At 70.5% G+C, this 19,921-nt stretch carries 19 protein-coding genes and 1 tRNA gene; 17 read left to right on the plus strand and 3 right to left on the minus strand.

What is annotated here, in order from left to right:
- Positions 1-23: 23 nt before the first annotated feature.
- Together H0E82_RS14980 and H0E82_RS14985 are read left to right on the plus strand one after the other, a co-directional pair.
- Entirely contained in the window at positions 24-1,445 is a 1,422-nt protein-coding gene (locus tag H0E82_RS14980) for a glycosyltransferase family 2 protein (RefSeq protein ID WP_328797052.1), read from the plus strand.
- 23 nt (positions 1,446-1,468) lie between these two features.
- Positions 1,469-2,374 (plus strand): hypothetical protein, encoded by a 906-nt coding sequence (locus H0E82_RS14985; protein WP_180546261.1) that lies wholly within the window; start codon positions 1,469-1,471, stop codon positions 2,372-2,374.
- A gap of 126 nt (positions 2,375-2,500) precedes the next feature.
- Here the strand turns inward: H0E82_RS14985 and H0E82_RS14990 are convergent, their stop codons facing one another.
- Both H0E82_RS14990 and H0E82_RS14995 read right to left on the minus strand, forming a co-directional pair.
- Positions 2,501-3,754 (minus strand): MFS transporter, encoded by a 1,254-nt coding sequence (locus H0E82_RS14990; protein ID WP_180546262.1) that lies wholly within the window; start codon positions 3,752-3,754, stop codon positions 2,501-2,503.
- A gap of 86 nt (positions 3,755-3,840) precedes the next feature.
- A tRNA-Pro gene (locus H0E82_RS14995) sits at positions 3,841-3,917 on the minus strand.
- Positions 3,918-4,106: 189 nt separating this feature from the next.
- Here H0E82_RS14995 and cydD point away from each other — a divergent pair.
- From cydD to H0E82_RS15025, 6 genes are read left to right on the plus strand one after another with little or no spacing between them, the layout of a single operon-like run.
- A complete protein-coding gene (cydD, locus tag H0E82_RS15000) occupies positions 4,107-5,795 on the plus strand; it encodes a thiol reductant ABC exporter subunit CydD (protein ID WP_180546263.1) in 1,689 nt (562 codons plus the stop codon).
- Entirely contained in the window at positions 5,792-7,474 is a 1,683-nt protein-coding gene (gene cydC / locus H0E82_RS15005) for a thiol reductant ABC exporter subunit CydC (RefSeq protein ID WP_180546264.1), read from the plus strand. The genes cydD and cydC overlap by 4 nt, the downstream gene beginning before the upstream one ends.
- 43 nt (positions 7,475-7,517) lie before the next feature.
- Positions 7,518-8,903, plus strand: coding sequence for a histidine--tRNA ligase (gene hisS / locus H0E82_RS15010; protein WP_180546265.1), 1,386 nt, complete (start codon positions 7,518-7,520; stop codon positions 8,901-8,903).
- Positions 8,900-9,217, plus strand: a complete 318-nt coding sequence (locus H0E82_RS15015) for a hypothetical protein (protein WP_180546266.1) — start codon at positions 8,900-8,902, stop codon at positions 9,215-9,217. The genes hisS and H0E82_RS15015 overlap by 4 nt, the downstream gene beginning before the upstream one ends.
- Positions 9,214-11,130 carry an HAL/PAL/TAL family ammonia-lyase gene (locus H0E82_RS15020; RefSeq protein WP_180546267.1) on the plus strand — a complete coding sequence of 639 codons (1,917 nt, stop codon included), beginning with the start codon at positions 9,214-9,216 and terminating at the stop codon, positions 11,128-11,130. Before H0E82_RS15015 ends, H0E82_RS15020 begins: the two co-directional genes overlap by 4 nt.
- Complete coding sequence (locus H0E82_RS15025; protein ID WP_180546268.1) at positions 11,127-11,489, plus strand: hypothetical protein; 363 nt, start codon at positions 11,127-11,129, stop codon at positions 11,487-11,489. The genes H0E82_RS15020 and H0E82_RS15025 overlap by 4 nt, the downstream gene beginning before the upstream one ends.
- A 145-nt stretch (positions 11,490-11,634) precedes the next feature.
- On the opposite strand, the gene H0E82_RS15030 is transcribed toward H0E82_RS15025, so the two are convergent.
- Positions 11,635-11,958: a tetratricopeptide repeat protein gene (locus H0E82_RS15030; RefSeq protein WP_180546269.1), complete on the minus strand. Its 324-nt coding sequence runs from the start codon at positions 11,956-11,958 to the stop codon at positions 11,635-11,637.
- A gap of 241 nt (positions 11,959-12,199) precedes the next feature.
- Here H0E82_RS15030 and H0E82_RS15035 point away from each other — a divergent pair, with 241 nt between their 5' ends.
- The 9 genes from H0E82_RS15035 to hisIE all read left to right on the plus strand — a co-directional run bounded on the left by H0E82_RS15035 (position 12,200) and on the right by hisIE (position 19,905).
- A complete protein-coding gene (locus H0E82_RS15035; protein WP_180546270.1) occupies positions 12,200-12,523 on the plus strand; it encodes a YerC/YecD family TrpR-related protein in 324 nt (107 codons plus the stop codon).
- A 10-nt stretch (positions 12,524-12,533) separates the two neighbouring features.
- Positions 12,534-13,448 (plus strand): ATP phosphoribosyltransferase, encoded by a 915-nt coding sequence (hisG, locus tag H0E82_RS15040; RefSeq protein ID WP_180546271.1) that lies wholly within the window; start codon positions 12,534-12,536, stop codon positions 13,446-13,448.
- Complete coding sequence (gene hisD, locus H0E82_RS15045; RefSeq protein ID WP_180546272.1) at positions 13,445-14,785, plus strand: histidinol dehydrogenase; 1,341 nt, start codon at positions 13,445-13,447, stop codon at positions 14,783-14,785. The genes hisG and hisD overlap by 4 nt, the downstream gene beginning before the upstream one ends.
- Complete coding sequence (hisC, locus tag H0E82_RS15050) at positions 14,782-15,864, plus strand: histidinol-phosphate transaminase (RefSeq protein WP_180546273.1); 1,083 nt, start codon at positions 14,782-14,784, stop codon at positions 15,862-15,864. Before hisD ends, hisC begins: the two co-directional genes overlap by 4 nt.
- Positions 15,861-16,946, plus strand: coding sequence for a bifunctional histidinol-phosphatase/imidazoleglycerol-phosphate dehydratase HisB (gene hisB, locus H0E82_RS15055; protein WP_180546274.1), 1,086 nt, complete (start codon positions 15,861-15,863; stop codon positions 16,944-16,946). The genes hisC and hisB overlap by 4 nt, the downstream gene beginning before the upstream one ends.
- A gap of 211 nt (positions 16,947-17,157) precedes the next feature.
- Positions 17,158-17,787, plus strand: a complete 630-nt coding sequence (gene hisH, locus H0E82_RS15060; protein WP_180546275.1) for an imidazole glycerol phosphate synthase subunit HisH — start codon at positions 17,158-17,160, stop codon at positions 17,785-17,787.
- Positions 17,784-18,521: a 1-(5-phosphoribosyl)-5-[(5-phosphoribosylamino)methylideneamino]imidazole-4-carboxamide isomerase gene (locus H0E82_RS15065; RefSeq protein ID WP_180546276.1), complete on the plus strand. Its 738-nt coding sequence runs from the start codon at positions 17,784-17,786 to the stop codon at positions 18,519-18,521. The genes hisH and H0E82_RS15065 overlap by 4 nt, the downstream gene beginning before the upstream one ends.
- On the plus strand, positions 18,515-19,288 hold the full coding sequence (gene hisF, locus H0E82_RS15070) for an imidazole glycerol phosphate synthase subunit HisF (RefSeq protein WP_180546277.1): 774 nt from the start codon (positions 18,515-18,517) through the stop codon (positions 19,286-19,288). The genes H0E82_RS15065 and hisF overlap by 7 nt, the downstream gene beginning before the upstream one ends.
- Positions 19,285-19,905, plus strand: a complete 621-nt coding sequence (gene hisIE, locus H0E82_RS15075; RefSeq protein WP_180546278.1) for a bifunctional phosphoribosyl-AMP cyclohydrolase/phosphoribosyl-ATP diphosphatase HisIE — start codon at positions 19,285-19,287, stop codon at positions 19,903-19,905. Before hisF ends, hisIE begins: the two co-directional genes overlap by 4 nt.
- Positions 19,906-19,921 lie beyond the last annotated feature (16 nt).

Consider the following 19,921-nt stretch of genomic DNA (forward strand, 5'->3'; position numbering starts at 1 on the left):
CACATTTCGCTTGAGAACCTCTTGTGCTGGATGCTCCCACCGCTGCACCGCGTCTCGACCCTACACCCTTTGATCCGATCACGCCGCCTTCCGCGCCTGTCCTGTCGCCGGACCGGTCCAGGCGCCACCGGTTCTATCTGCCCGTACCGGTCAAGTTCGTACTGGTCCTCGCCTTTGCCGCCGTCTGGATGGGCATCAGCATCCGTCTTTCCCAGCCCTGGCTGGACGGGCTGACGGGACTCGTCGGCTTCGCCCTTGCGCTCTTCGTCATCGCGTTCATCGCCTACGTGCCCGGCTTCATGAACGCCTTCCTGATCGGTTCCATCCTCGCGGATCGCCGGCCGCACCGCCGCCATATCGAGACGTTTCCCGATCTCTGCGTGCTCGTGGCGAGCTACAACGAGCGCGAGAACATCGCCGACACGCTGAGGAGCCTGACCCGCCAGGATTATCCCGGCCGGGTCTCGGTGCTGGTGATCGATGACGGCTCCACCGACGGCGCCCTCGAGATCGCGCAGGCGGAGGCCGCCGTGCAATCGCGGCCGGGGATGCAGATGCGCGTGCTCGCGATGCCGCGCAACGGCGGCAAGTCGAGGGCCCTCAATGCGGGCCTCGCGGATACGGACGAGGCCCTGGTGGTCACGGTCGATGCGGATTCCTACCTCCGGCAGGATGCGCTGCGCAAGCTGGTCGAGCGCTTCCTGTCGGATCCGCCCGACACCGTGGCGGTGGCGGGATGCGTGCTGGTGCGAAATTCGCGCGAGAACTGGCTGACCCGTGGCCAGGAGTGGGACTACTTCCACGGCATCGCGGCCGTCAAGCGCATGCAGAGCATGTATCACGGCACGCTGGTCGCGCAGGGGGCGTTCTCGCTCTACACGCGCTCGGCGCTGGTGCAGGTGGGCGGCTGGCCGGAATGCGTCGGCGAGGACATCGTGGTGTCCTGGGCGCTGCTCGCCACCGGTGCACGCGTCGGCTACTGCGAGGAGGCATGTCTGTTCACCAAGGTGCCGACCACGGTGCTGCAGTTCGCCCGTCAGCGGCAGCGCTGGTCACGCGGCCTGATGGAAGCCTTCGCGCGCCACGGGCGTTTGTTGTTCAAGGCCCGCATGTCCACGCTCTTCATCTGGTGGAACCTGCTGTTTCTGCCGCTCGACCTGGTCTACACCCTGGCGTTCCTGCCCGGTCTGGTGCTGGCCCTGTTCGGCTACTACTGGATCGCGGGCGTGATGACCCTGCTGGTGCTGCCGCTGGCGGCAGTGTGGAACCTGATCATCTTCCGGGTGCAGTCGCAGATGTTCAAATCGCAGAACCTCAAGGTGCGCCGCAACGTACTCGGTTTCCTGTTCTACACCGTGGGGTACACCATGCTGCTGCAGCCGGTGTGCGTCATGGGTTACACGGCCGAGCTGCTGCGGTTGCGCAAGACCTGGGGCACGAAATGACGCGGTCACTTTTGGTATCCCTCATGGCGCTGGCCCTGCTGTCGGGCCCGGCCTGCGCGGACGATGGCGCAGACAGGGCGCTGCGGCCCGAACTGATGGTGGCCTCGGACGCCGACGGCACCGAGGTCTGGAAAGCCGGCATGGGCTGGGACTGGCATCGGGCGGACCGCGAGCACTGGGCGGGCATCGATCTGCAACGTGCGCGCTTTTCGGGTGAGGGCTGGTCGCACGGCGAGGAGCGTCTCTATGGTCGCGCAGCGGGAACGCTGGGCAGCGGCGATGTCGATGACGACACATGGCGATGGCAGGTCAAGCTCGGCACCAACGGCCACACCGCATTGGGCGGCGCGACGCTGCATACCGAGGGCCCGCACCGGCGCGAGGTGTTCTTCGAGCGCGAACTGCTGGAGACGGAAGCCGGCGTGGCACGCCGCCAGATTTACAACTATCTCGGCGCGGCGATCGACCAGCCCTTCACCGCGCGCTGGAGCGGAACCGCGCTGGCGGGCGCGCAGACCTTCGGCGACGGCAACCTGCGGACCCATCTGCGGGGCAACCTGGTCTATGCGCTGGTGCCGGCCCAGGGCCTCAGCGCGCAGCTGCGGACGCGATACCACAGCAACAGCGATCCCTATCTCGGCGGGTACTACTCGCCATCGTGGTATGCCGAGGCGATCGGCGTGCTGGGTATGCGGCGGGCGGTCGGTGGGCACGTGTGGCGCGGCGCGGCCGGCTTCGGACGCCAGCGCAGCGCGGACGAATCGTGGAAGCGTGCACGGCTGGTCGAGCTGGGGTACGAGTCTCCGCGCTGGCGGCAGAGCTGGCTGCGGGTCAGTGCCGGCTACACCGACACGCCGGTGGCGGCGAGCAGTGGAACGGCCCGCTACAGCTACCGGTACCTGATGCTGGAATCGGTCGTCGCGTTCTAGCGACGCGCCGGGGCAGGTGGCGCGTGCGCACCGCGAGCAGACGTCGGCGCGCGGGCGGTGGCGCCGCGCATCGCGGGGCCCGCGCTCGCCTGCCCGCAGCCGCGCCGCCGGGAATCGTTCGATGCGTCAGCGCTGCGGACCGTGCAGCGGCCGCCAGCTGTCCTCCAGTGCCCGCGGCCGGCAGGCCAGCCAGCCGCCCAGCAGGAGCACCGCGATGAAGCCGTACAGCATCGCGAAGGGCCAGTGCCAGCTGCCGGTACGTCCGTGCAGGATTCCGAACAGCAGCGGGCCTGCGCAGCTGAAGGCGTAGCCGACGCCCTGCATGAAGCCCGACAGCGCGGCCGAGCCGACGGGCGTGCGCGTGCGCAGGTTGATCAGGGTCAGGCTCAGCGGGAAGGTCGACGCGCCGAGTCCGAGCAGCGTGACCCACAACACCGGGGCGGCCAGCGGCGCCAGCAGCAGGCCGGTGAACGCCAGCGCATTGCATCCTGCGCACAGCAGCACCAGCCCGAACGGATTGCGCAGGCGCACGGCCATCGACGGCACACCGAGCGCGCCGACGAGGCCGAGCGCGGCGAACAGCGCGACCATGCTGCCTCCGAACGCCGGTGACGCGCCGGCCCCTGTGAACAGCGCAGGCAGCCAGGTGAACATGGCATAGGTCACCAGCGACGTGGTGCCGAACATCAGCGCCATGCCCCAGGCGAGCGGCGAGCGCCACGCCCGTCCGGCAGCCGAGGCGTCCGCCAGCACCGGCGCGGGTACCTGCAGCTCGAGTCCGCTGGCCGGTCGACGCGCCAGCAGCAGCAGGCCGATCCAGGGCAGCGCGGCCGCCACCGCCGTCAGCGCCCATGCACCGAGCGCCACACGCCATCCCGCGGCCGTCGCCAGCGGGACCGCGGCGAGCGCCGGCAGCATCGTTCCCAGCTGCAGCACCGTGATGTACAGGGTGCTGACCGCGCCGATGCGCGCGGGGAAGTAGCGCTTGACCAGTGGCGGCAGCACCACGTTGCCGATGCCCATGCCGGCAAGCGCGACGATCGAGCCCAACATCAGCACGCCCACGCCGCCGGCACATGCACGCAGCACCAGTCCGGCCGCCGCGAGCGCCATCGCCAGCAAGGCGGTGCGCTCGATGCCGATGCGGCGGGCGAGGGCAGGAGTGACGACGCCGAACACGGCGAAGGCCGCGGTCGGCAGCATGCCGAGCACGCCGGCCGTGGTCGAACCGAAGCCGAAGCTGCGGCCGAGCAGGTCGAGCAGCGGGGTCAGCGAGGTCACCGCCGTGCGCAGGTTGAACGCGGACAGGGCGATTCCGAGCAGCACGAGGATCCGCACGACGGCGGCGTACGGGCGGGGTCGGGCAGGGGCCGGCGTCATCGCAGGCGGAACTCCGCGGCGGCCGCGAACCGGGCACGGCCGGAAACGAAAAACCGGCCGCAAAGGCCGGTTCCGGTTCACCAGATTGGTCGGGGAGACAGGATTCGAACCTGCGACCTCTACGTCCCGAACGTAGCGCTCTACCAGACTGAGCTACACCCCGACAGGTGAGCCGCGCATTCTACCGATGCCCTCCGGCCGAGGGCAAGAGGTTCGTGCCGATCGAAGCGCAGCGGCAGCCGCGATGCGTGCCGCGTGCCTCGTCGCCGCGGCGGGCTGCGATACTAGCGTGGGCCTTGCGTCGCCGCCGCGGCGACGGGCCGTGTCCACACTGCAGGAACCCGTCGTTTCCATGACTCCGCCGCCACCCGGCGCGGACCCGAGCGGTCCGCAGCGACGCCTCCGTTCGCGTTGGCTCGACGCCCAGCTCGTTCCGGCGCGCGCGCATCACCGTGTCGCGACGGCGTGCCAGGTGGTGACGGGGTGGTTGTGGATACCTCAGGCCTGGGCCATCGCCTGGGGCGTGGACGCGGCCTTGTTCGCCGGGCGCGGCGCGGCCGCGCTGCAAGCGCCGCTCGTACTGCTGGCGGGCGTTTTGCTGTTGCGCGTGCTGCTGGGCTGGGTGGGCCAGCGGGCCAGCGCCGATTGCGTGGAAGCGACGCTCGAACGCGTGCGGATCGGCCTCGCCCGTGCAGCCATCGCGCGCGGGCCGCTGTGGCTGCGGGGGCAGCGCAGCGGCGAGCTCGTCGCGTTGTCCACGAGTCACACCGATGCTGTCGCGCCGTATTACGGCGGGTACCTGATGGCGCGCGCCGAAGTGGCCTGCGTGCCGGTCGCGATCCTGTGCGCGGTATTCGCGGCCGACTGGATCGTCGGTCTCGTCCTGCTGATGACCGCGCCGCTCGCGCCGGTGTTTATGATGCTCATCGGCATGGGCGCGGAGACCGCCGGCCGACGCCAGCTTTCCGCACTCGCGCGGGCGGGCGCGCATTTCACCGACCGGCTTCGCGGCCTGGATCTGATCCACGTCTACGGCCGCGGAGATGCCGAGCTGGCCGAGGTGGGCGCGGCGACGGAGACGATCCGTGAGCGCAGCATGCGCGTGCTGCGCATCGCCTTTCTTTCTTCGGCCGTGCTGGAGTTCTTCGCGTCGGTCAGCGTCGCCCTGGTGGCGGTGTACTTCGGCTTCACCTATCTGGGCATGCTGGATCTGCGCGGCACGCCGCTGGCGCTGTCAACCGGGCTGTTCTGCCTGCTGCTGGCGCCGGAGTTCTATGCGCCGCTGCGCCGGCTCGCCGCGCATTACCATGACCGCTCCAACGCCCTCGCAGCGGTGGCCGAGATCGAAGCCGCGTTCGGTGGCCTGCCGGTGCTGGACCCCGCGCCGCGCGACGACGATGCCCACCTTCCGTCCGCGCCCAGCGTGGCGGTCACGGGCCTCGCTCTGCGCTACCCGGGCGTCGCCGCCCCGGTGCTGCGGAACATCGCGTTCGAGGTGCCGGCGGGCACGCGGCTGGCCCTGCTCGGCCCCAGCGGATCGGGCAAGAGCACGCTGCTCGACGCGCTGGCAGGCTGGCATGTGCCCGAGACCGGATCCATCTCGATTCCGCCCGGAACGCGGGTCGCACTGGCGGGGCAGCGTCCCTGGCTCTTCCACGGCAGCATCGCCGACAACCTGCGCATCGGCGCGCCGGATGCAGGCGCGGAGGAGATCGAGACGGCGACCCGGATCGCCCAGGTCCTGCCGTTCGCCGAGCGCCTGCCCCGGGGACTGGACACGGTGATCGGCGAGCGTGGCTTCGGTCTCTCCGGCGGCGAGGCGCGACGCGTCGCGCTGGCGCGAGCGTTGCTCCGCCGGCCCCAGCTGCTGCTGCTCGACGAGCCCACGGCGTTCCTCGACCCGCGCACCGAGGCGGCGCTGCTCGAGGCGTTGGACGCACATCTCGAGAACTGCACCGTCGTCGTCGCCACCCACAGCGACGCGGTGGCGCGCTGGGCGCATGCGGTGTGGACGGTGCCGGAGCAGGGGGGCGGCGCATGAGCACACCGCTGCGCGACGCGCCAGGCAGCACCCGCCTGCTGCTGCGCCGGCACCACCGCCATGTCGCCCTGGCGGTCCTGCTGCTCGCGCTCACCCTGATCGCCGGCGTGGGCCTGCTCGGTGTCTCCGGCGGCTTCCTCACTGCCGCGGCACTCACCTACGGCACGCTCGGCAGCTTCAATTTCTTCACCCCCTCGGCCGGCATCCGCGGGCTGACCCTCGCGCGGATCGTCTCGCGCTATCTGGAAAAGCTGGTCGGCCACGACGCGATGCTGCGGATCGCGCGCGACCTGCGCAGCTGGTTCTTCGCGCGCGCGTTGCGGCTCACCCCCGGTCAGCTGGGGCGCCTGCGCACCGGCGATCTGCTCGCACGCCTGATGGGCGACATCGATGCCGTCGACGGCCTGCTGCTGCGCGCCACGGGGCCGTTGCTCGCCCTGGCCGGGGCGGGCCTGCTCGGCCTCGTTGCCGCGCTGTGGCTGCATCCGCCGAGCGCTGCGGTGCTCGCACTGGTGGGGCTTGCGACGGGCATCGGCGTGCCCTGCATCGTGGCCCGCGGCCGGGCCGCCGAGGAAACCGAGCGCGCGCGCCGGCGCTCGGCCCTGCGCGCGCGGCTGCACGAGCTGTATGAAGGCCACGCCGATCTCGCCGCGCTGGACGCGCAGGCCGGCTGGTTGGCGCGCGTGCAGGACGATGGACATGACGTTGCGGCGTTCGAACGTGCGCGTCGCCGGCAACTCGCGAACGGCGGCCTGTGGCACGGCCTGGTCACCGCGGCCGGCCTGGTGGCCGTGCTCTGGGTGGCGGTGTCCGCCGGCGCGCGAGGCACGCTGCCACCCGCGCATGCCGCGGCCCTGTTCTTCATCGCCGTGGGCCTGTTCGAGGCCTGGGCCGGCGCGGGCCTGGCCTGGCAGGCGCTGACCGCGGCACGCGCATCGATCGCGCGGCTGGACGCGGTGGCCGGGGACGAGCCTGCGGTCCGCGATCCGGCCGCACCGGCCGCCGTGCCCGACACCGGCGCGCTGGTGTTCGAAGATGTGCGTTTCACCTGGTCGGCCGGCACCCGGGAGGTGCTGCAGGGGCTCGACCTGCGCATCGGACCGGGCGAGCGGGTGGCGATCAGCGGCGACAGCGGGGCCGGCAAGTCGACCCTGACCGCGTTGCTGCTGCGTAGCGCCGAGCCGGACGCCGGCCGGGTCCACTTCGGCGGCGTCGACCTGCGCGCAATGCGGGCCCGGGACTGGTTCGCGCGCGTGGCCTGGCTGCCGCAGAACGCGCCGGTGTTCGCGGGCACGCTGCGCGACAACCTGGCTCTGGGTGCGCCCGATGCCGACGACGCGCGGCTGTGGGATGCGCTCGCCCGCGTGCGGCTGCAACGCTGGGCCCAGCGTCTCGGCGGGCTGGAGGCCTGGGTGGGCGAAGCCGGCGCGACGATGTCCGCCGGCCAGGCGCGGCGCCTGGCGCTGGCCCGCGCCCTGCTGCGCGACGCCCGCCTGGTGGTCCTGGACGAGCCCACAGAAGGCCTCGATCAGGACACGGCCGATACGCTGATGGGCGAACTGCCGGCCCTGCTCGGCGACCGCAGTCTGCTGTTGATCACCCATGCGGTACTGCCGGCCGGCGTCGTTCACCGGCATCTCCGGCTGCAGGACGGACGCCTGACACCGGCTGCCCGGTAGACTATCCGGCCTGGTTTTCCGCCGTTTTGCAAAGAGCCCGACGATGATCAAGCCCCGGACCCCGCCCGGCGTGATGGAACTGCTGCCGCGCGACCAGATCGCCTTCCAGCGCATGCTGGACACGATCCGCCGCACGTTCGAGGGCTTCGGCTTCCTGCCGATCGAGACGCCGGTGTTCGAGCTGTCGGAGACACTGCTGACCAAGTCCGGTGGCGAGACCGAGCGCCAGGTGTACTTCGTGCAATCGACCGGCGCACTGGCCAAGTCGTCCGAAGGCGGGCAAACCGACGGCCTGCCGGAGCTCGCGCTGCGCTTCGATCTCACCGTGCCGCTGGCGCGCTACGTCGCCGAGCACGAGCACGATCTCGCGTTCCCGTTCCGCCGCTACCAGATGCAGCGGGTCTACCGCGGCGAGCGCGCGCAGCGCGGCCGCTTCCGCGAGTTCTACCAGTGCGACATCGACGTCATCGGCAAGGATTCGCTGTCGCCGCGTTACGACGCCGAAGTGCCGGCGGTGATCAGCGCGGTGTTCGCCGCGCTGGACATCGGCGAGTTCACGATCCAGCTCAACCACCGCAAGCTGCTGCGCGGCTATTTCGAAGGGCAGGGCATCGACGACGCGCGGCAGATGACCGTGCTGCGCGAGATCGACAAGCTCGACAAGCGCGGCGAGGACGCGGTGCGCGCGACGCTGACCGGCGAGGACTTCGGCCTGTCCGATGACGTCGCCGAACGCCTGCTCGCGTTCTCGCGCGTGCGCTCGACCGGCCACGACGATGCGCTGGCGAAGCTCGACGCGCTCGGCGCCGGCACCGATCTGTTCGAGGCAGGCCGCAACGAACTGCGCGACCTACTCAACCAGCTGCGCGCACTCGGCGTGCCGGAATCGCGTTACGCGCTGAACCTGTCGATCGCGCGGGGTCTCGATTACTACACCGGCATGGTCTACGAGACGGTTCTCGATGCGCACCCGCAGATCGGTTCGATCTGTTCGGGCGGCCGCTACGACAACCTGGCCAGCCACTACACCAAGTCGAAGCTGCCGGGCGTCGGCATCTCGATCGGCCTGACGCGTCTGTTCTGGCAGCTGCGCGAAGCGGGGTTGATCGCGACGGCCGACAGTTCGGTCGACGTGCTGGTCACGCTGCTCGACGATGCCTCGCTGCCCGATGCGCTCGCGCTGTCGCAGCGCCTGCGCGGCGCGGGCCTCAACGTCGAAACCCAATTGGAGCCGCGCAAGCTCGCCAAGCAGATGCAGTACGCCGATCGCGCCGGCATCCGCTTCGTCGTGATCCGCGGCGAGGACGAGATCGCCAAGGGCGTGGTCGCGGTCAAGGACCTGCGCCGTGGCGAGCAGTTCGAAGTGACGGACGACGATCTGCCGCGCACGCTGCTGGTCGAGCGCGAGCAGTGGCAGGCGATGCGATGAACCTGCGGTCGCCGGGGCTCCTGGCCCTGTCGCTGCCGATCCTCCTGTCGCTGGCGGCCTGTTCGCCGTTCGACACCCGGTTCAAACGCGTCACGCCCGGCGTTTACCACGTCGAAAGTGTCCAGTGCGACACGTCCGGTGATGCATCCGCGGCGCTGGCCGACATCGTGGCGAAGGCCGAGCGCCGCTGTCGTGGCGGCCATCGCCTCGACGACACCGACACGTTGTTCCTCGGCACCCGCGGCAGCGTATTCGGCGAATGCCCGGCCGCCCGCGTCACCACGACCGTGACCTGCATGGAGTCCACACGATGAAATCCATCCGCCTCGACGGCCGTTCGCTGAGCCGTGCCCACCTGGTCATGGTCGCGCACGGCGCGCCGGTCGATCTGGACGAGGGCGCGCTGCAGGCGGTCGCCCGCGCCGCCGATTTCCTCGCCGAACAGGTGCGCCGCGAGGAGCCGATCTACGGCGTTTCGACCGGGTTCGGCAGCAATGCCGACCGCCTGCTCGGCGCGCGTCCGCTGCGCGACGACCTGCCCGGGGCGACGCCGTCGAACCGCTCGCTGCACGAGGAACTGCAGGTCAACCTGATCGTGACCCACGCGGTCTGTGTCGGCGAGCCACTGCCGGCCGACGTGGTGCGCGCGATGCTGTGCATCCGCATCAACACGCTGCTGCGCGGCCATTCGGGCATCCGCGTCTCGACGTTGCAGGCGCTGACCGCGCTGCTGAACTCCGGCATCGTGCCGGTGGTGCCGGCACTGGGCTCGGTGGGCGCCTCCGGCGACCTCGCGCCGCTGTCGCATCTGGCGATCGTGCTGCTCGGCGGCGGCGAGGCCTTCGTCGACGGCGAGCGGATGCCGGGCGCCGAGGCCTTGAAGCGCGCCGGTCTCGCGCCGGTCACGCTCTCGTACAAGGAAGGCCTGGCGCTCAACAACGGCACCGCGCAGATGCTGGCCACCGGCGTGCTCGCGCTGCAGAAGCTCGATGCGCTGCTCGACACCGCCGATCTCGCCGCGGCGATGACCATCGACGCCTTCGCCGGCCGCCTCGGCGCGTTCGATGCCGAGGTGCACGCCCTGCGTCCGCACCCGGGCCAGGTCGAGGTCGCCGCGCATCTGCGCGAGCTGCTCGACGGCTCCACGCTCGCCGACATTCCCTACCACCTCGTACCGCGCTTCCGCCCCTGGCTGCCCGGCAGCTGGGACACCGCCGAGGCGCAGGCGCTGCGTTTCGACATCGGCTGGGACTGGGTGCCGAGCGACCAGCGCCACGGGCGCGAGAAGTTCTACACGCGCTTCCGCCCGTTCCGCGGCGGCAAGAAGCACCAGCCGCAGGACAGCTACTCGCTGCGCTGCATTCCGCAGGTGCACGGCGCCGTGCGCGACGCGGTGGAGCAGGCCAAGCGTGTGTTCGAGATCGAGCTCAATGCGGTCACCGACAATCCGCTGGTGTTCCCGGATCGCGAGGCCGAGCACGTCGAGGAGCAGGTCATCTCCGCCGGTCATTTCCACGGCATGCCGCTGGCGCTGGCGATGAGCTACGTCAAGGCCGCGATTCCGGTGCTGGCGTCGATCTCCGAGCGCCGTCTCAACAAGCTGGTCGACCCGGCGACGAACGACGGCCTGCCGGGCTTTCTGATCGGCAACGAGGACGCGACCGAATCGGGCTACATGATCGTGCAGTACACCGCCGCGGCGATCGTCAACGATCTCGCCACGCGCGCGCACCCGGCCAGCGTCTATTCGATCCCGACCAGCGCGAACGCCGAAGACCACGTGTCGATGGGCACCAACGAGGCGCGTCACGTGTTGTCGATGGCCGAGGATCTTGGAAAAGTGCTGGCGCTGGAGCTCTACACCGCCGCCCAGGCGCTGGATCTGCGGACCGACATGATCAACGCGGCGCGCGATCTGGCCCGGCGCGGCGACGCGATGGCATTGGCCGCCAAGGTGCAGGGCGGCCCGCCGGCCGATGGCGCGACGCGCACGACATTCGACGCCGAGGTCGAGGGCCTGCGCGCCGAACTGGCCGCCTGTGAGGCCTTCCACCCCGGCGCCGTCGTGGCGGCCGCGCATGCCCGCATCCGCGAGGTCATCCCCTTCCTCGACCGCGACCGGGCCCTGGACGGCGAAGTCGCCGCCGCGGTACGCCTGGTGGCCGAGGGTGCGCTGCTGTCGGTGCTGCCGCGCTGGCATGCTGGCGAAGTCGTGCCCGACGCGTGAACCTGCCGCTGCACCTCGGCTGGCTCGGCGTGCTCGAAGCCGCCGGCATCGCGCTGCTGGTCGGCGCGCTGTGTTTCTCGCTGTTCCACTGGCTGGGCGTGCGCAACCGCTGGGCGCACGGCCCCAGCCTCGGCTGGGGCTGTCTGACCGCGCTGGCGATCGCCACCGGCATCGATGCCTGGAGCCTGTTCTACATGGGCGTGGTGCGGCTCGAATCGCCGGTGTATGCGCGGATCGCACTGGCGAAGATCCACGATCCCGACTTCCTCGGCACCCGCGTGCTGATGTCCTCGATCGGCGCGCTGTCGGGTGTTGCGCTGGCCTGGATGGCGCTGCACGCACGGCGCCCCAGGGAATAGGCACGCCGCCCTGTAGGAGCGCGCTCGCGCGCGATTGCGTTTCCCCGTTGGCGCATCGCGCGCAAGCGCGCTCCCACACGAGCTACCCGCACGCTCTCGGGACGGACGGCTCAAAGCGAACGCGTCCTGGGCGTTGCCTGTTCGCCTAGGACATCACCTGCCGCCCGCGCGCGATCCGCCGCAGGAACACCGTCATCGCCTTCGACGACTGCACGTCCCCGCGCCGCGCCGCCGCATCGAGCCCCGCGCGCCATGCCGCTTCGGCTTCACCGTCACGCCCGAGCGCGAGCAGCGCCTTGCCGAGCAGTGTCCACGCCGCCGAGTACTCCGGGTCGTGCCGCGTCGCCGCTGCCAGATGCGTCGCCGCCGCGTCCATGTCGCCGGCCTGCAGGCACGCAGTGCCCAGCCCGAAGCGCAACAGCGCATCGTCGCGTCCTGCATCGAGCGGGGCTTGCAGGCGTTCGCGCATGGCATCTCCCGATGCGAGGTCGTAACGCCGATCGTCGCCGCGCCCCGCATGAATCGGGTGGAACGCTGCAGTTCAACCGGGTCCCGAACGGTATTGCCGCTGCGTCAGCGGCGGGTTTCGTCGCGTTCCCAGGCCGTCTGGATGCTGACGTCCGTCCGTCCCGTGCTCGGCCCGGTTGACTTCATGCCGGATCGGAGTAATGTACTAGCACGCTATTACATTGATACGTCCACCCACGCCCGTGAAGCAGCGCCCCGAACCCCTGCCGGACCATGAAGCCAGCGCCTCGCTGACGGCGCTGGCGCGTGCGTTCGCGGGGCTGAAGACGGCCGACGAGGTCGCGCGTTTTCTCGACGATCTGTGCACGCCGGCCGAGCTGGAAGCGCTGGTCGATCGCTGGCGCGTGGTGCCGCTGCTGCAGCAGGGCGTGCCGTATCGCGAGATCCACGACCGCACGGGCGTCAGCGTGACGACGGTCGGCCGCGTCGCGCGCACGCTCGATCGCGGCGCCGGCGGCTACGCGATCGCGGCACGCCGCGTCTCTCGCACCAACGAATCCCACTGAGGTCACCCTGATGAGTCCTGTGAACGGCGGCGCCACGCGCGATCGCCTGCGTATCGCCATCCAGAAGTCCGGCCGCCTGAGCGAGCCGGCGCGTGGCCTGCTGGCGTCCTGTGGTCTGTCCTGGCGCGAGAGCCGCGACAAGCTGTTCTGCTACGGCGAAACGCTGCCGGTCGATCTGCTGCTGGTCCGCGACGACGACATCCCCGGCCTGCTCGCCGATGGCGTCTGCGACTACGGCATCGTCGGCCGCAATGTGCTCGACGAAGTCGGCGCCGACCGTGCGCTCAAGGGCCTGCCGCAGGTGTCGAAGGCGGTGCGCGGCCTCGGCTTCGGCGGCTGCCGGCTCGACATCGCGATTCCGGAATCGGCCGAATGGACCGGTCCGGCGCAACTGCAGGGCAGCCGCATCGCGACGAGCTATCCCGGCCTGCTGCAGCAATGGCTGGACGCGAACGGCGTCGAGGCGACCATCGTCAACCTGTCGGGCTCGGTGGAGATCGCGCCGCGCCTCGGCCAGGCCGACGTGATCTGCGATCTCGTCTCCAGCGGCGCCACGCTGACCGCGAACCAGCTCAAGCCCGCAGTCACGCTGATGACCAGCGAAGCGGTGCTGGCCGGCCCAGTAACGCCCTTGTCCGACGTGCGCGGCGATCTCGCGTCGCTGCTGCTGCGCCGGCTCGACGGCGTGCTGCGGCTGCGCGACAGCCGGCTGGTGATGTTCCAGTCGCGCCGCGACGGCGTGGACGCGCTGCTCAAGCTGCTGCCCGACGCCGAGGCGCCGACCCTGCTGCAGGTCGACGGCAGCGACAAGGTCGCGCTGCAGGTGCTGTGCCACGGCGAGATGACCTGGCCGCGCCTCGAAGCCCTGAAACAGGCCGGCGCCGCCGGACTGATGGTGTTGCCGGTGGAGCGGATGCTGGCATGAGCACGCAGACCGCAACGACGACGCTCGACGACGTGATTCCGGCGATCGTCGACTGGTGCGAGGCCGATGCCGATGCGCGCACCGAGCTGCTGCGCCGGCCGACGCAGGCCGTGGCCGCGCAGACGCGCAGCGCGGTCGCCGACGTGCTCGACGACGTGCGGACGCGGGGCGACGATGCCTTGCGCGAATTGACCGAGCGCTTCGATCGCGTGGTGCTCGAGGACTTCGAAGTCGGCGTCGACGAATTCGCCGCTGCCGAGGCCGCGGTGCCTGTGGAGCTACGCGAGGCGATGGTCAACGCCGCCGCGCGTATCGAGCGTTTCCACGCGGCGGGCATGACCGCCGGCTACAACGTCGACACCGCCGACGGCGTCAACTGCGCGCGCATCGTGCGGCCGATCCCGCGCGTCGGCCTGTACGTGCCGGCCGGCACCGCGCCGTTGCCGTCGACCGCGCTGATGCTGGGCGTGCCGTCGCGCCTGGCCGGATGTCGCGAGGTCGTGCTGTGCACGCCGCCGCGGCCTGACGGCAGCGCCGATCCGGCGGTGCTGGTGGCCGCAAGGCTCACCGGCGTGCACCGCGTGTTCAAGCTGGGCGGCGCGCAGGCGATCGCGGCGATGGCCTTCGGCACCGCGCGCGTGCCCGCCTGCGACAAGCTGTTCGGCCCCGGCAACAGCTTCGTCACCGAGGCCAAGCAGCAGGTCGCGCAGGGCGGGACGGTGGCGATCGACATGCCGGCCGGTCCCTCGGAAGTGCTGGTGATCGCGGACGCCGGTGCCGATGTCGCGTTCGTCGCCGCCGATCTGCTGTCGCAGGCCGAACACGGCCCCGATTCGCAGGTGCTGCTGCTGTCCGACGACGATGCGCTGCTGGAGAACGTTCGCGCGGAGCTGTCTACACAGCTGGCGGCCCTGCCGCGCGCGGCGATCGCCCGTCAGGCGATGGCGCGTTCGCGCCTGCTGCGGGTGGATACGCTCGACACCGCGTTCGACATCAGCAATCGCTACGCGCCCGAACACCTGATCCTCGCGCTGCGCACGCCGCGCGACTGGCTCGATCACGTCGAGGTCGCCGGTTCGGTGTTCCTCGGCGACTGGACGCCCGAAGCGCTCGGCGATTACTGCAGTGGCACCAACCACGTCCTGCCGACCGGCGGCGCGGCGCGGGCCTGGAGCGGGGTCAGCGTGTCGAGCTTCCAGAACACGGTTAGCGTGCAGTCGGCGAATGCCGCCGGCATCCGCGCGATCGGTCCCGATGCGGTGACGATGGCGCGCGCCGAAGGCCTGGATGCGCACGCGAACGCGGTCGCGCTGCGGATCGCGAAGGCGGCGGCATGAGCAGCGTGCGCGATCTGGTCCGCGAGGACCTGCGTGATTTCGCCGGCTATTCCTCGGCGCGCACGCAGCGGCTCGAAGGCGACGTCTGGCTCAACGCCAACGAGGCGCCATTGGCGAATCCCGGCGATGCCGAGGGACGTTGCCGGCGCTATCCGTCGCCGCAACCGCCCGAACTGCAGGCGCGGCTGGCCGAGGTATATGGCATCGAGGTCGAGCAGTTGCTGATCGGCCGCGGCAGCGACGAGGCGATCGATCTGTTGGTGCGCGCGCTGTGCGTGCCCGGCCGGGATGCGGTGCTGGCGACCCCACCGGTGTTCGGCATGTACGCGGTGAGCGCGCGGCTGCAGGGCGCGGCGTTCGTCGAAGTGCCGTTGATCGACGGACCGGATGGATTTGCTGTGGACGTCGCCGCAGTGCGCAACGCGGCGCTCGCGCGCAACGCGAAGCTCGTGTTCCTGTGCTCGCCGTCCAATCCGACCGGCGGCCTGGTGCACCTGGCCGAGGTCGATCATCTGGCCGATGCATTGACGGGCCGGGCGATCGTCGTCGTCGACGAGGCCTATATCGAATTCGCGGGGACGGCCTCGGCCACGACGCTGCTCGCCGCGCACGAGAATCTCGTCGTATTGCGCACGCTGTCGAAGGCGCATGCGCTTGCGGCCGCCCGGATCGGCGTGGCGATCGGCCACCCCGATCTGATCGCGGTGCTGCGCCGTTGCCAGGCGCCGTATCCGGTGCCGACGCCCTGCGCCGATCTCGCGCTGACCGGGCTGTCGGCGGACGCGCTCGCGCTGACGCAGGCGCGCGTCACTGAGACCATCGTCGAGCGCGATGCGCTCGCCGCAGCGCTCGCGGACATGCCGGGCGTGCGCCAGGTCTATCCGTCGGCCGGCAACTATCTTCTGGTGCGCTTCGTCGATGCGGATCGTGCGTTCGCCGCGCTGCTCTCGGCCGGCATCGTCGTGCGCGACCAGCGCGCCGCGCCGCAGCTCGGCGACGCGCTGCGCATCAGTCTCGGCACGCCTGCGCAGAACGCGCGCGTGCTGTCCGCCCTGCAAGCCTTGGAGATCGCGGCATGAGTGCGCGCGGCAAGAAGATCCTGTTCGTCGACCGCGATGGCACCCTGATCGAGGAGCCGGCGGATTTCCAGATCGATGCGTTCGAGAAGCTGCGCTTCGTGCCGGGCGTGATCCCCGCGATGCTGCGGCTGCGCGATGCCGGCTTCGAGTTCGTCATCGTCACCAACCAGGATGGCCTCGGCACCGAGGGCTATCCGCAGGCGACGTTCGACGGCCCGAACGACCTGATGCTGGGCATCTTCGAAAGCCAGGGCATCGTGTTCCGCGAAGTGCTGATCGACCGCAGCTGGCCTGCCGACAACGCACCGACGCGCAAGCCGGCTCTGGGCCTGGTGATGCACTACCTGCGCGATCGCGGCATCGATCTCGACAAATCGGCGATGGTCGGCGACCGAGATACCGACATCCAGTTCGCCGAAAATCTGGGCATCCGCGGCTTCAAGCTGCGCACGGCGCAGTTCGGCGGCGAGTGGGACTGGGCCGGCATCGCGCACGCACTCTGCGACGCGCCGCGCCGCGCGACCGTCGTCCGCAACACGAAGGAAACCCGCATCCGCGTCGAACTCGATCTCGATGCCGCGGCGGATGCGCGCGTCTCGACCGGCCTGCCGTTCTTCGACCACATGCTCGACCAGATCGGCAAGCACGCCGGCATCTCGCTGGTCGTGCAGGCCGAAGGTGACCTGCAGATCGACGAACACCACACGATCGAGGACACCGGCATCGCGCTGGGTCAGGCACTGCGCGAAGCGCTCGGCGACAAGCGCGGCATCGGCCGTTACGGTTTCACCTTGCCGATGGACGAGACCCTGGCGAGCGCCGCACTCGATTTCGGTGGCCGGCCGTATCTCGTCTTCGATGGCCGCTTCGTGCGCGAACGCGTCGGCGACATGCCGACCGAACTCGTCGAGCATTTCTTCCGCTCGGTCTGCGACTCGGCGGCGTTGAACCTCAACCTGAAGGTCGAAGGCGACAACGATCACCACAAGGTCGAAGCCTGCTTCAAGGTCTTCGCCCGCGCGCTCGGCCAGGCCGTGCGACGCAGTGGCGATGCGCTGCCGAGTACGAAGGGGACGTTGTGATGCGCATGGTGATGATCCACGCCTGGACAGTGGCTGGCGGTATGCACGAGGCGCCTGCGCAGCGGGTGCGCAGGCGCGTAACGATCGCCGCAGCGCGGTGCATGGCCGGCGCCGCGACCCATCGCAGGGCGGTCGATCCCGCACGCGTCGATGCCGCCACGCGCGACGCCGCATGCAGCCTCCCTGTCGGCAGGGCCCGCCGGAGCCTCGCATGCGTGTCGTGATCATCGATGCCGGCGGTGCCAATACCGGTTCGGTCCGCTACGCCTTCGAGCGCCTCGGTATCGAAGCCGCACTCGTCACCGACGCGGCGAGCATCCGTCTGGCCGACCGCGTCGTGTTGCCGGGGGTCGGGACGGCTGCGCAGGTGATGGCGCGGCTGCGCCAGCTGGATCTCGTCGATGTCCTGCGCTCGCTCGAGCAGCCGTTGCTCGGCATCTGCGTCGGCATGCAGCTGCTTTACGAACGCTCCGAAGAGGGAAACGTGCAGGGGCTCGGTCTGCTGCCCGGTACGGTTGCACGGCTCGCTGGCGCCGGCGGCATGCGTGTCCCGCACATGGGCTGGAACCGGCTGCGGCACACCGCCCCCGGCACGCTCGCCACCGGCATCGCCGAAGGCGATCATGCCTTCTTCGTGCACAGCTTTGCCGCGCCGGTCACTCCCGACTGCATTCTGGCCAGCGACCACGGGGCGCCGTTCGCGGCCGCGGTGCAGCGTGGGCACATCGGCGGCGCGCAGTTCCACCCCGAGCGCTCGGCCACGGTCGGTGCACGCCTGTTGCAGAACTTTCTTGCGCCGGGTGTCGTCCCGGCGGTCTCGCCCAACGGATCACCCGCATGACCGGCTTCACCGTCTATCCCGCCATCGACATCCGCGATGCACGCGTCGTGCGTCTCGCGCAGGGCGACTACGCGCGGGAAACCCGTTACGGCGACGATCCCCTGGCACAGATCCAGCGCTATGCGGACGCCGGGGCACGCTGGCTGCACCTGGTGGACCTGGACGCCGCGCGCGAGGGCGGCTATACGCTCGCCCCGCTGCTCGAGCGGATCCGTGCCACCACGGGCCTGTGCGTGCAGACCGGTGGCGGCGTGCGGTCCGCCGACGATGTACGGCGCATCCTGGATGCAGGGGCCGATCGCGTGGTCGTCGGTTCGCTGGCCGTGCGCGAGCCGGCCCTCGTCGAGGCGTGGATCGTGTCGTTCGGCGCAGAACACATCACGGTGGCGCTGGACACCCGGCTCGACGCCGACGGCGTGTGGCGCCTGCCTGTGCACGGCTGGACCGAGGTGGGACAGGACACCCTCGGCGCGCTCGCCGTGCGTTATGCACGCGCGGGTCTCGTCCACCTGCTGAGTACCGATATCGCCCGCGACGGCATGCTCTCCGGGCCCAACGCGGATCTCTACGCACACCTGCGCCTGATCGCGCCCGCACTGCGGGTGCAGGCGTCCGGCGGGGTGCGCGAGCTGGGTGACGTGGCAGCGGCGCGCGCGCAAGGCTGCGCGGGCATCGTGCTGGGGCGGGCCCTGCTCGAACGCCGCTTCGAGCTGTCGGAGGCGCTGGCGTGCTGAGCCGCCGCATCATTCCCTGCCTCGATGTGCGCGACGGGCGCGTGGTCAAGGGCGTGCGCTTCCGCGACCACGTCGACATGGGCGACATCGTCGAGCTCGCGCTGCGCTACCGCGACGCGGGCGCCGACGAGCTGGTGTTCTACGACATTTCCGCCAGTCCCCAGGGCCGCTCGGTCGACCGCGGCTGGGTGGAGCGGGTCTCGCGCCTGATCGACATTCCGTTCTGCGTGGCCGGCGGCATCCGCGATGTCGAGACCGCGCGCGCAGTGCTGCATGCCGGTGCCGACAAGATCTCGGTCAACACGCCGGCGCTGGAGCGTCCCGCGCTGATTTGCGAGCTGGCCGACGCCTTCGGGGTGCAATGCGTCGTGGTCGGCATCGATTCGATCCGAGAAACAGACGGGCAGTGGCGCGTGCGGAGCCACACCGGCGATCCCGACCGCACCCGCGAATTGCCGACTCGCACATTGGACTGGATCGCCGAAGCCGTGCGCTTGGGAGCCGGTGAGATCGTCCTCAACTGCATGGACAAGGACGGCGTGCGCACCGGCTACGATCTCGAACAGCTCTCGGCTGCACGCGCGGTGTGCGCGGTCCCGCTGATCGCCTCGGGCGGTGCAGGCGAGATCGCCCATTTCGCCGACGCGTTCCTGCAGGCCGACGTCGACGGCGCGCTGGCGGCCAGCGTGTTCCACAGCGGCCGCATCGCCATTCCCGAACTCAAGCGCGCGCTCGCCGCACAGCACATCGAGGTCCGCTGCCCATGACATCCACCGCCCTTGCCGGTGCGCCCGACGTCGACGCACTCGACTGGTCCAAGGGCGACGGCCTGCTCCCGGCCGTCGTGCAGGACGCCGCGACGCTGCGCGTGCTGATGCTCGGCTACATGGACCGCGCCGCCTACGCGGAGACGCTGCGCCGCGGCCAGGTGACCTTCTTCAGCCGCAGCAAGAACCGGCTGTGGACCAAGGGCGAACAGTCCGGTCATGTGCTGGAACTGGTCTCGATCGAGACCGACTGCGATTCGGACACCCTTCTGGTGATGGCGCATCCGCACGGCCCCACCTGCCACCTGCAGCGTCCGAGCTGTTTCCCCGGCGCGCCGGCCGGCGTGCTCGCCGAACTCGACGCATTGATCGCCACCCGCGCGCGCGAGCGGCCCGAGGGCAGCTACACCACGCGGCTGCTCGAGGGCGGCATCCGCCGCATCGCGCAGAAGGTGGGCGAGGAGGGCGTCGAGACCGCACTTGCCGGCGTGGTGCAGGACGACGACGCACTGCTGGGCGAAAGCGCGGACCTGCTGTACCACCTGATCGTGCTGCTGCGCGCGCGGGACCTGTCGCTGACGGACGTGGAGCGGGTGCTGCGGACACGGGGCGGCTGAGCGCCACCGTGTGGGC

The sequence above is a fragment of the Luteimonas deserti genome, from assembly GCF_013425765.1.
GTDB lineage: Bacteria > Pseudomonadota > Gammaproteobacteria > Xanthomonadales > Xanthomonadaceae > Luteimonas > Luteimonas deserti.

What these genes read in the sequence shown, in the direction of transcription:
- cydD (WP_180546263.1), top strand. Translation starts at nt 4,107, where the DNA reads ATGACTCCGCCGCCACCCGGCGCGGACCCGAGCGGTCCGCAGCGACGC.
- H0E82_RS15015 (WP_180546266.1), top strand. Translation starts at nt 8,900, where the DNA reads ATGAACCTGCGGTCGCCGGGGCTCCTGGCCCTGTCGCTGCCGATCCTC.
- hisB (WP_180546274.1), top strand. Translation starts at nt 15,861, where the DNA reads ATGAGTGCGCGCGGCAAGAAGATCCTGTTCGTCGACCGCGATGGCACC.
- H0E82_RS14990 (WP_180546262.1), bottom strand. Translation starts at nt 3,754, where the DNA reads ATGACGCCGGCCCCTGCCCGACCCCGCCCGTACGCCGCCGTCGTGCGG.
- cydC (WP_180546264.1), top strand. Translation starts at nt 5,792, where the DNA reads ATGAGCACACCGCTGCGCGACGCGCCAGGCAGCACCCGCCTGCTGCTG.
- hisH (WP_180546275.1), top strand. Translation starts at nt 17,158, where the DNA reads ATGCGTGTCGTGATCATCGATGCCGGCGGTGCCAATACCGGTTCGGTC.
- hisC (WP_180546273.1), top strand. Translation starts at nt 14,782, where the DNA reads ATGAGCAGCGTGCGCGATCTGGTCCGCGAGGACCTGCGTGATTTCGCC.
- H0E82_RS14985 (WP_180546261.1), top strand. Translation starts at nt 1,469, where the DNA reads ATGGCGCTGGCCCTGCTGTCGGGCCCGGCCTGCGCGGACGATGGCGCA.
- hisG (WP_180546271.1), top strand. Translation starts at nt 12,534, where the DNA reads ATGAGTCCTGTGAACGGCGGCGCCACGCGCGATCGCCTGCGTATCGCC.
- hisD (WP_180546272.1), top strand. Translation starts at nt 13,445, where the DNA reads ATGAGCACGCAGACCGCAACGACGACGCTCGACGACGTGATTCCGGCG.
- hisS (WP_180546265.1), top strand. Translation starts at nt 7,518, where the DNA reads ATGATCAAGCCCCGGACCCCGCCCGGCGTGATGGAACTGCTGCCGCGC.
- H0E82_RS15065 (WP_180546276.1), top strand. Translation starts at nt 17,784, where the DNA reads ATGACCGGCTTCACCGTCTATCCCGCCATCGACATCCGCGATGCACGC.
- hisIE (WP_180546278.1), top strand. Translation starts at nt 19,285, where the DNA reads ATGACATCCACCGCCCTTGCCGGTGCGCCCGACGTCGACGCACTCGAC.
- H0E82_RS15020 (WP_180546267.1), top strand. Translation starts at nt 9,214, where the DNA reads ATGAAATCCATCCGCCTCGACGGCCGTTCGCTGAGCCGTGCCCACCTG.
- H0E82_RS15030 (WP_180546269.1), bottom strand. Translation starts at nt 11,958, where the DNA reads ATGCGCGAACGCCTGCAAGCCCCGCTCGATGCAGGACGCGACGATGCG.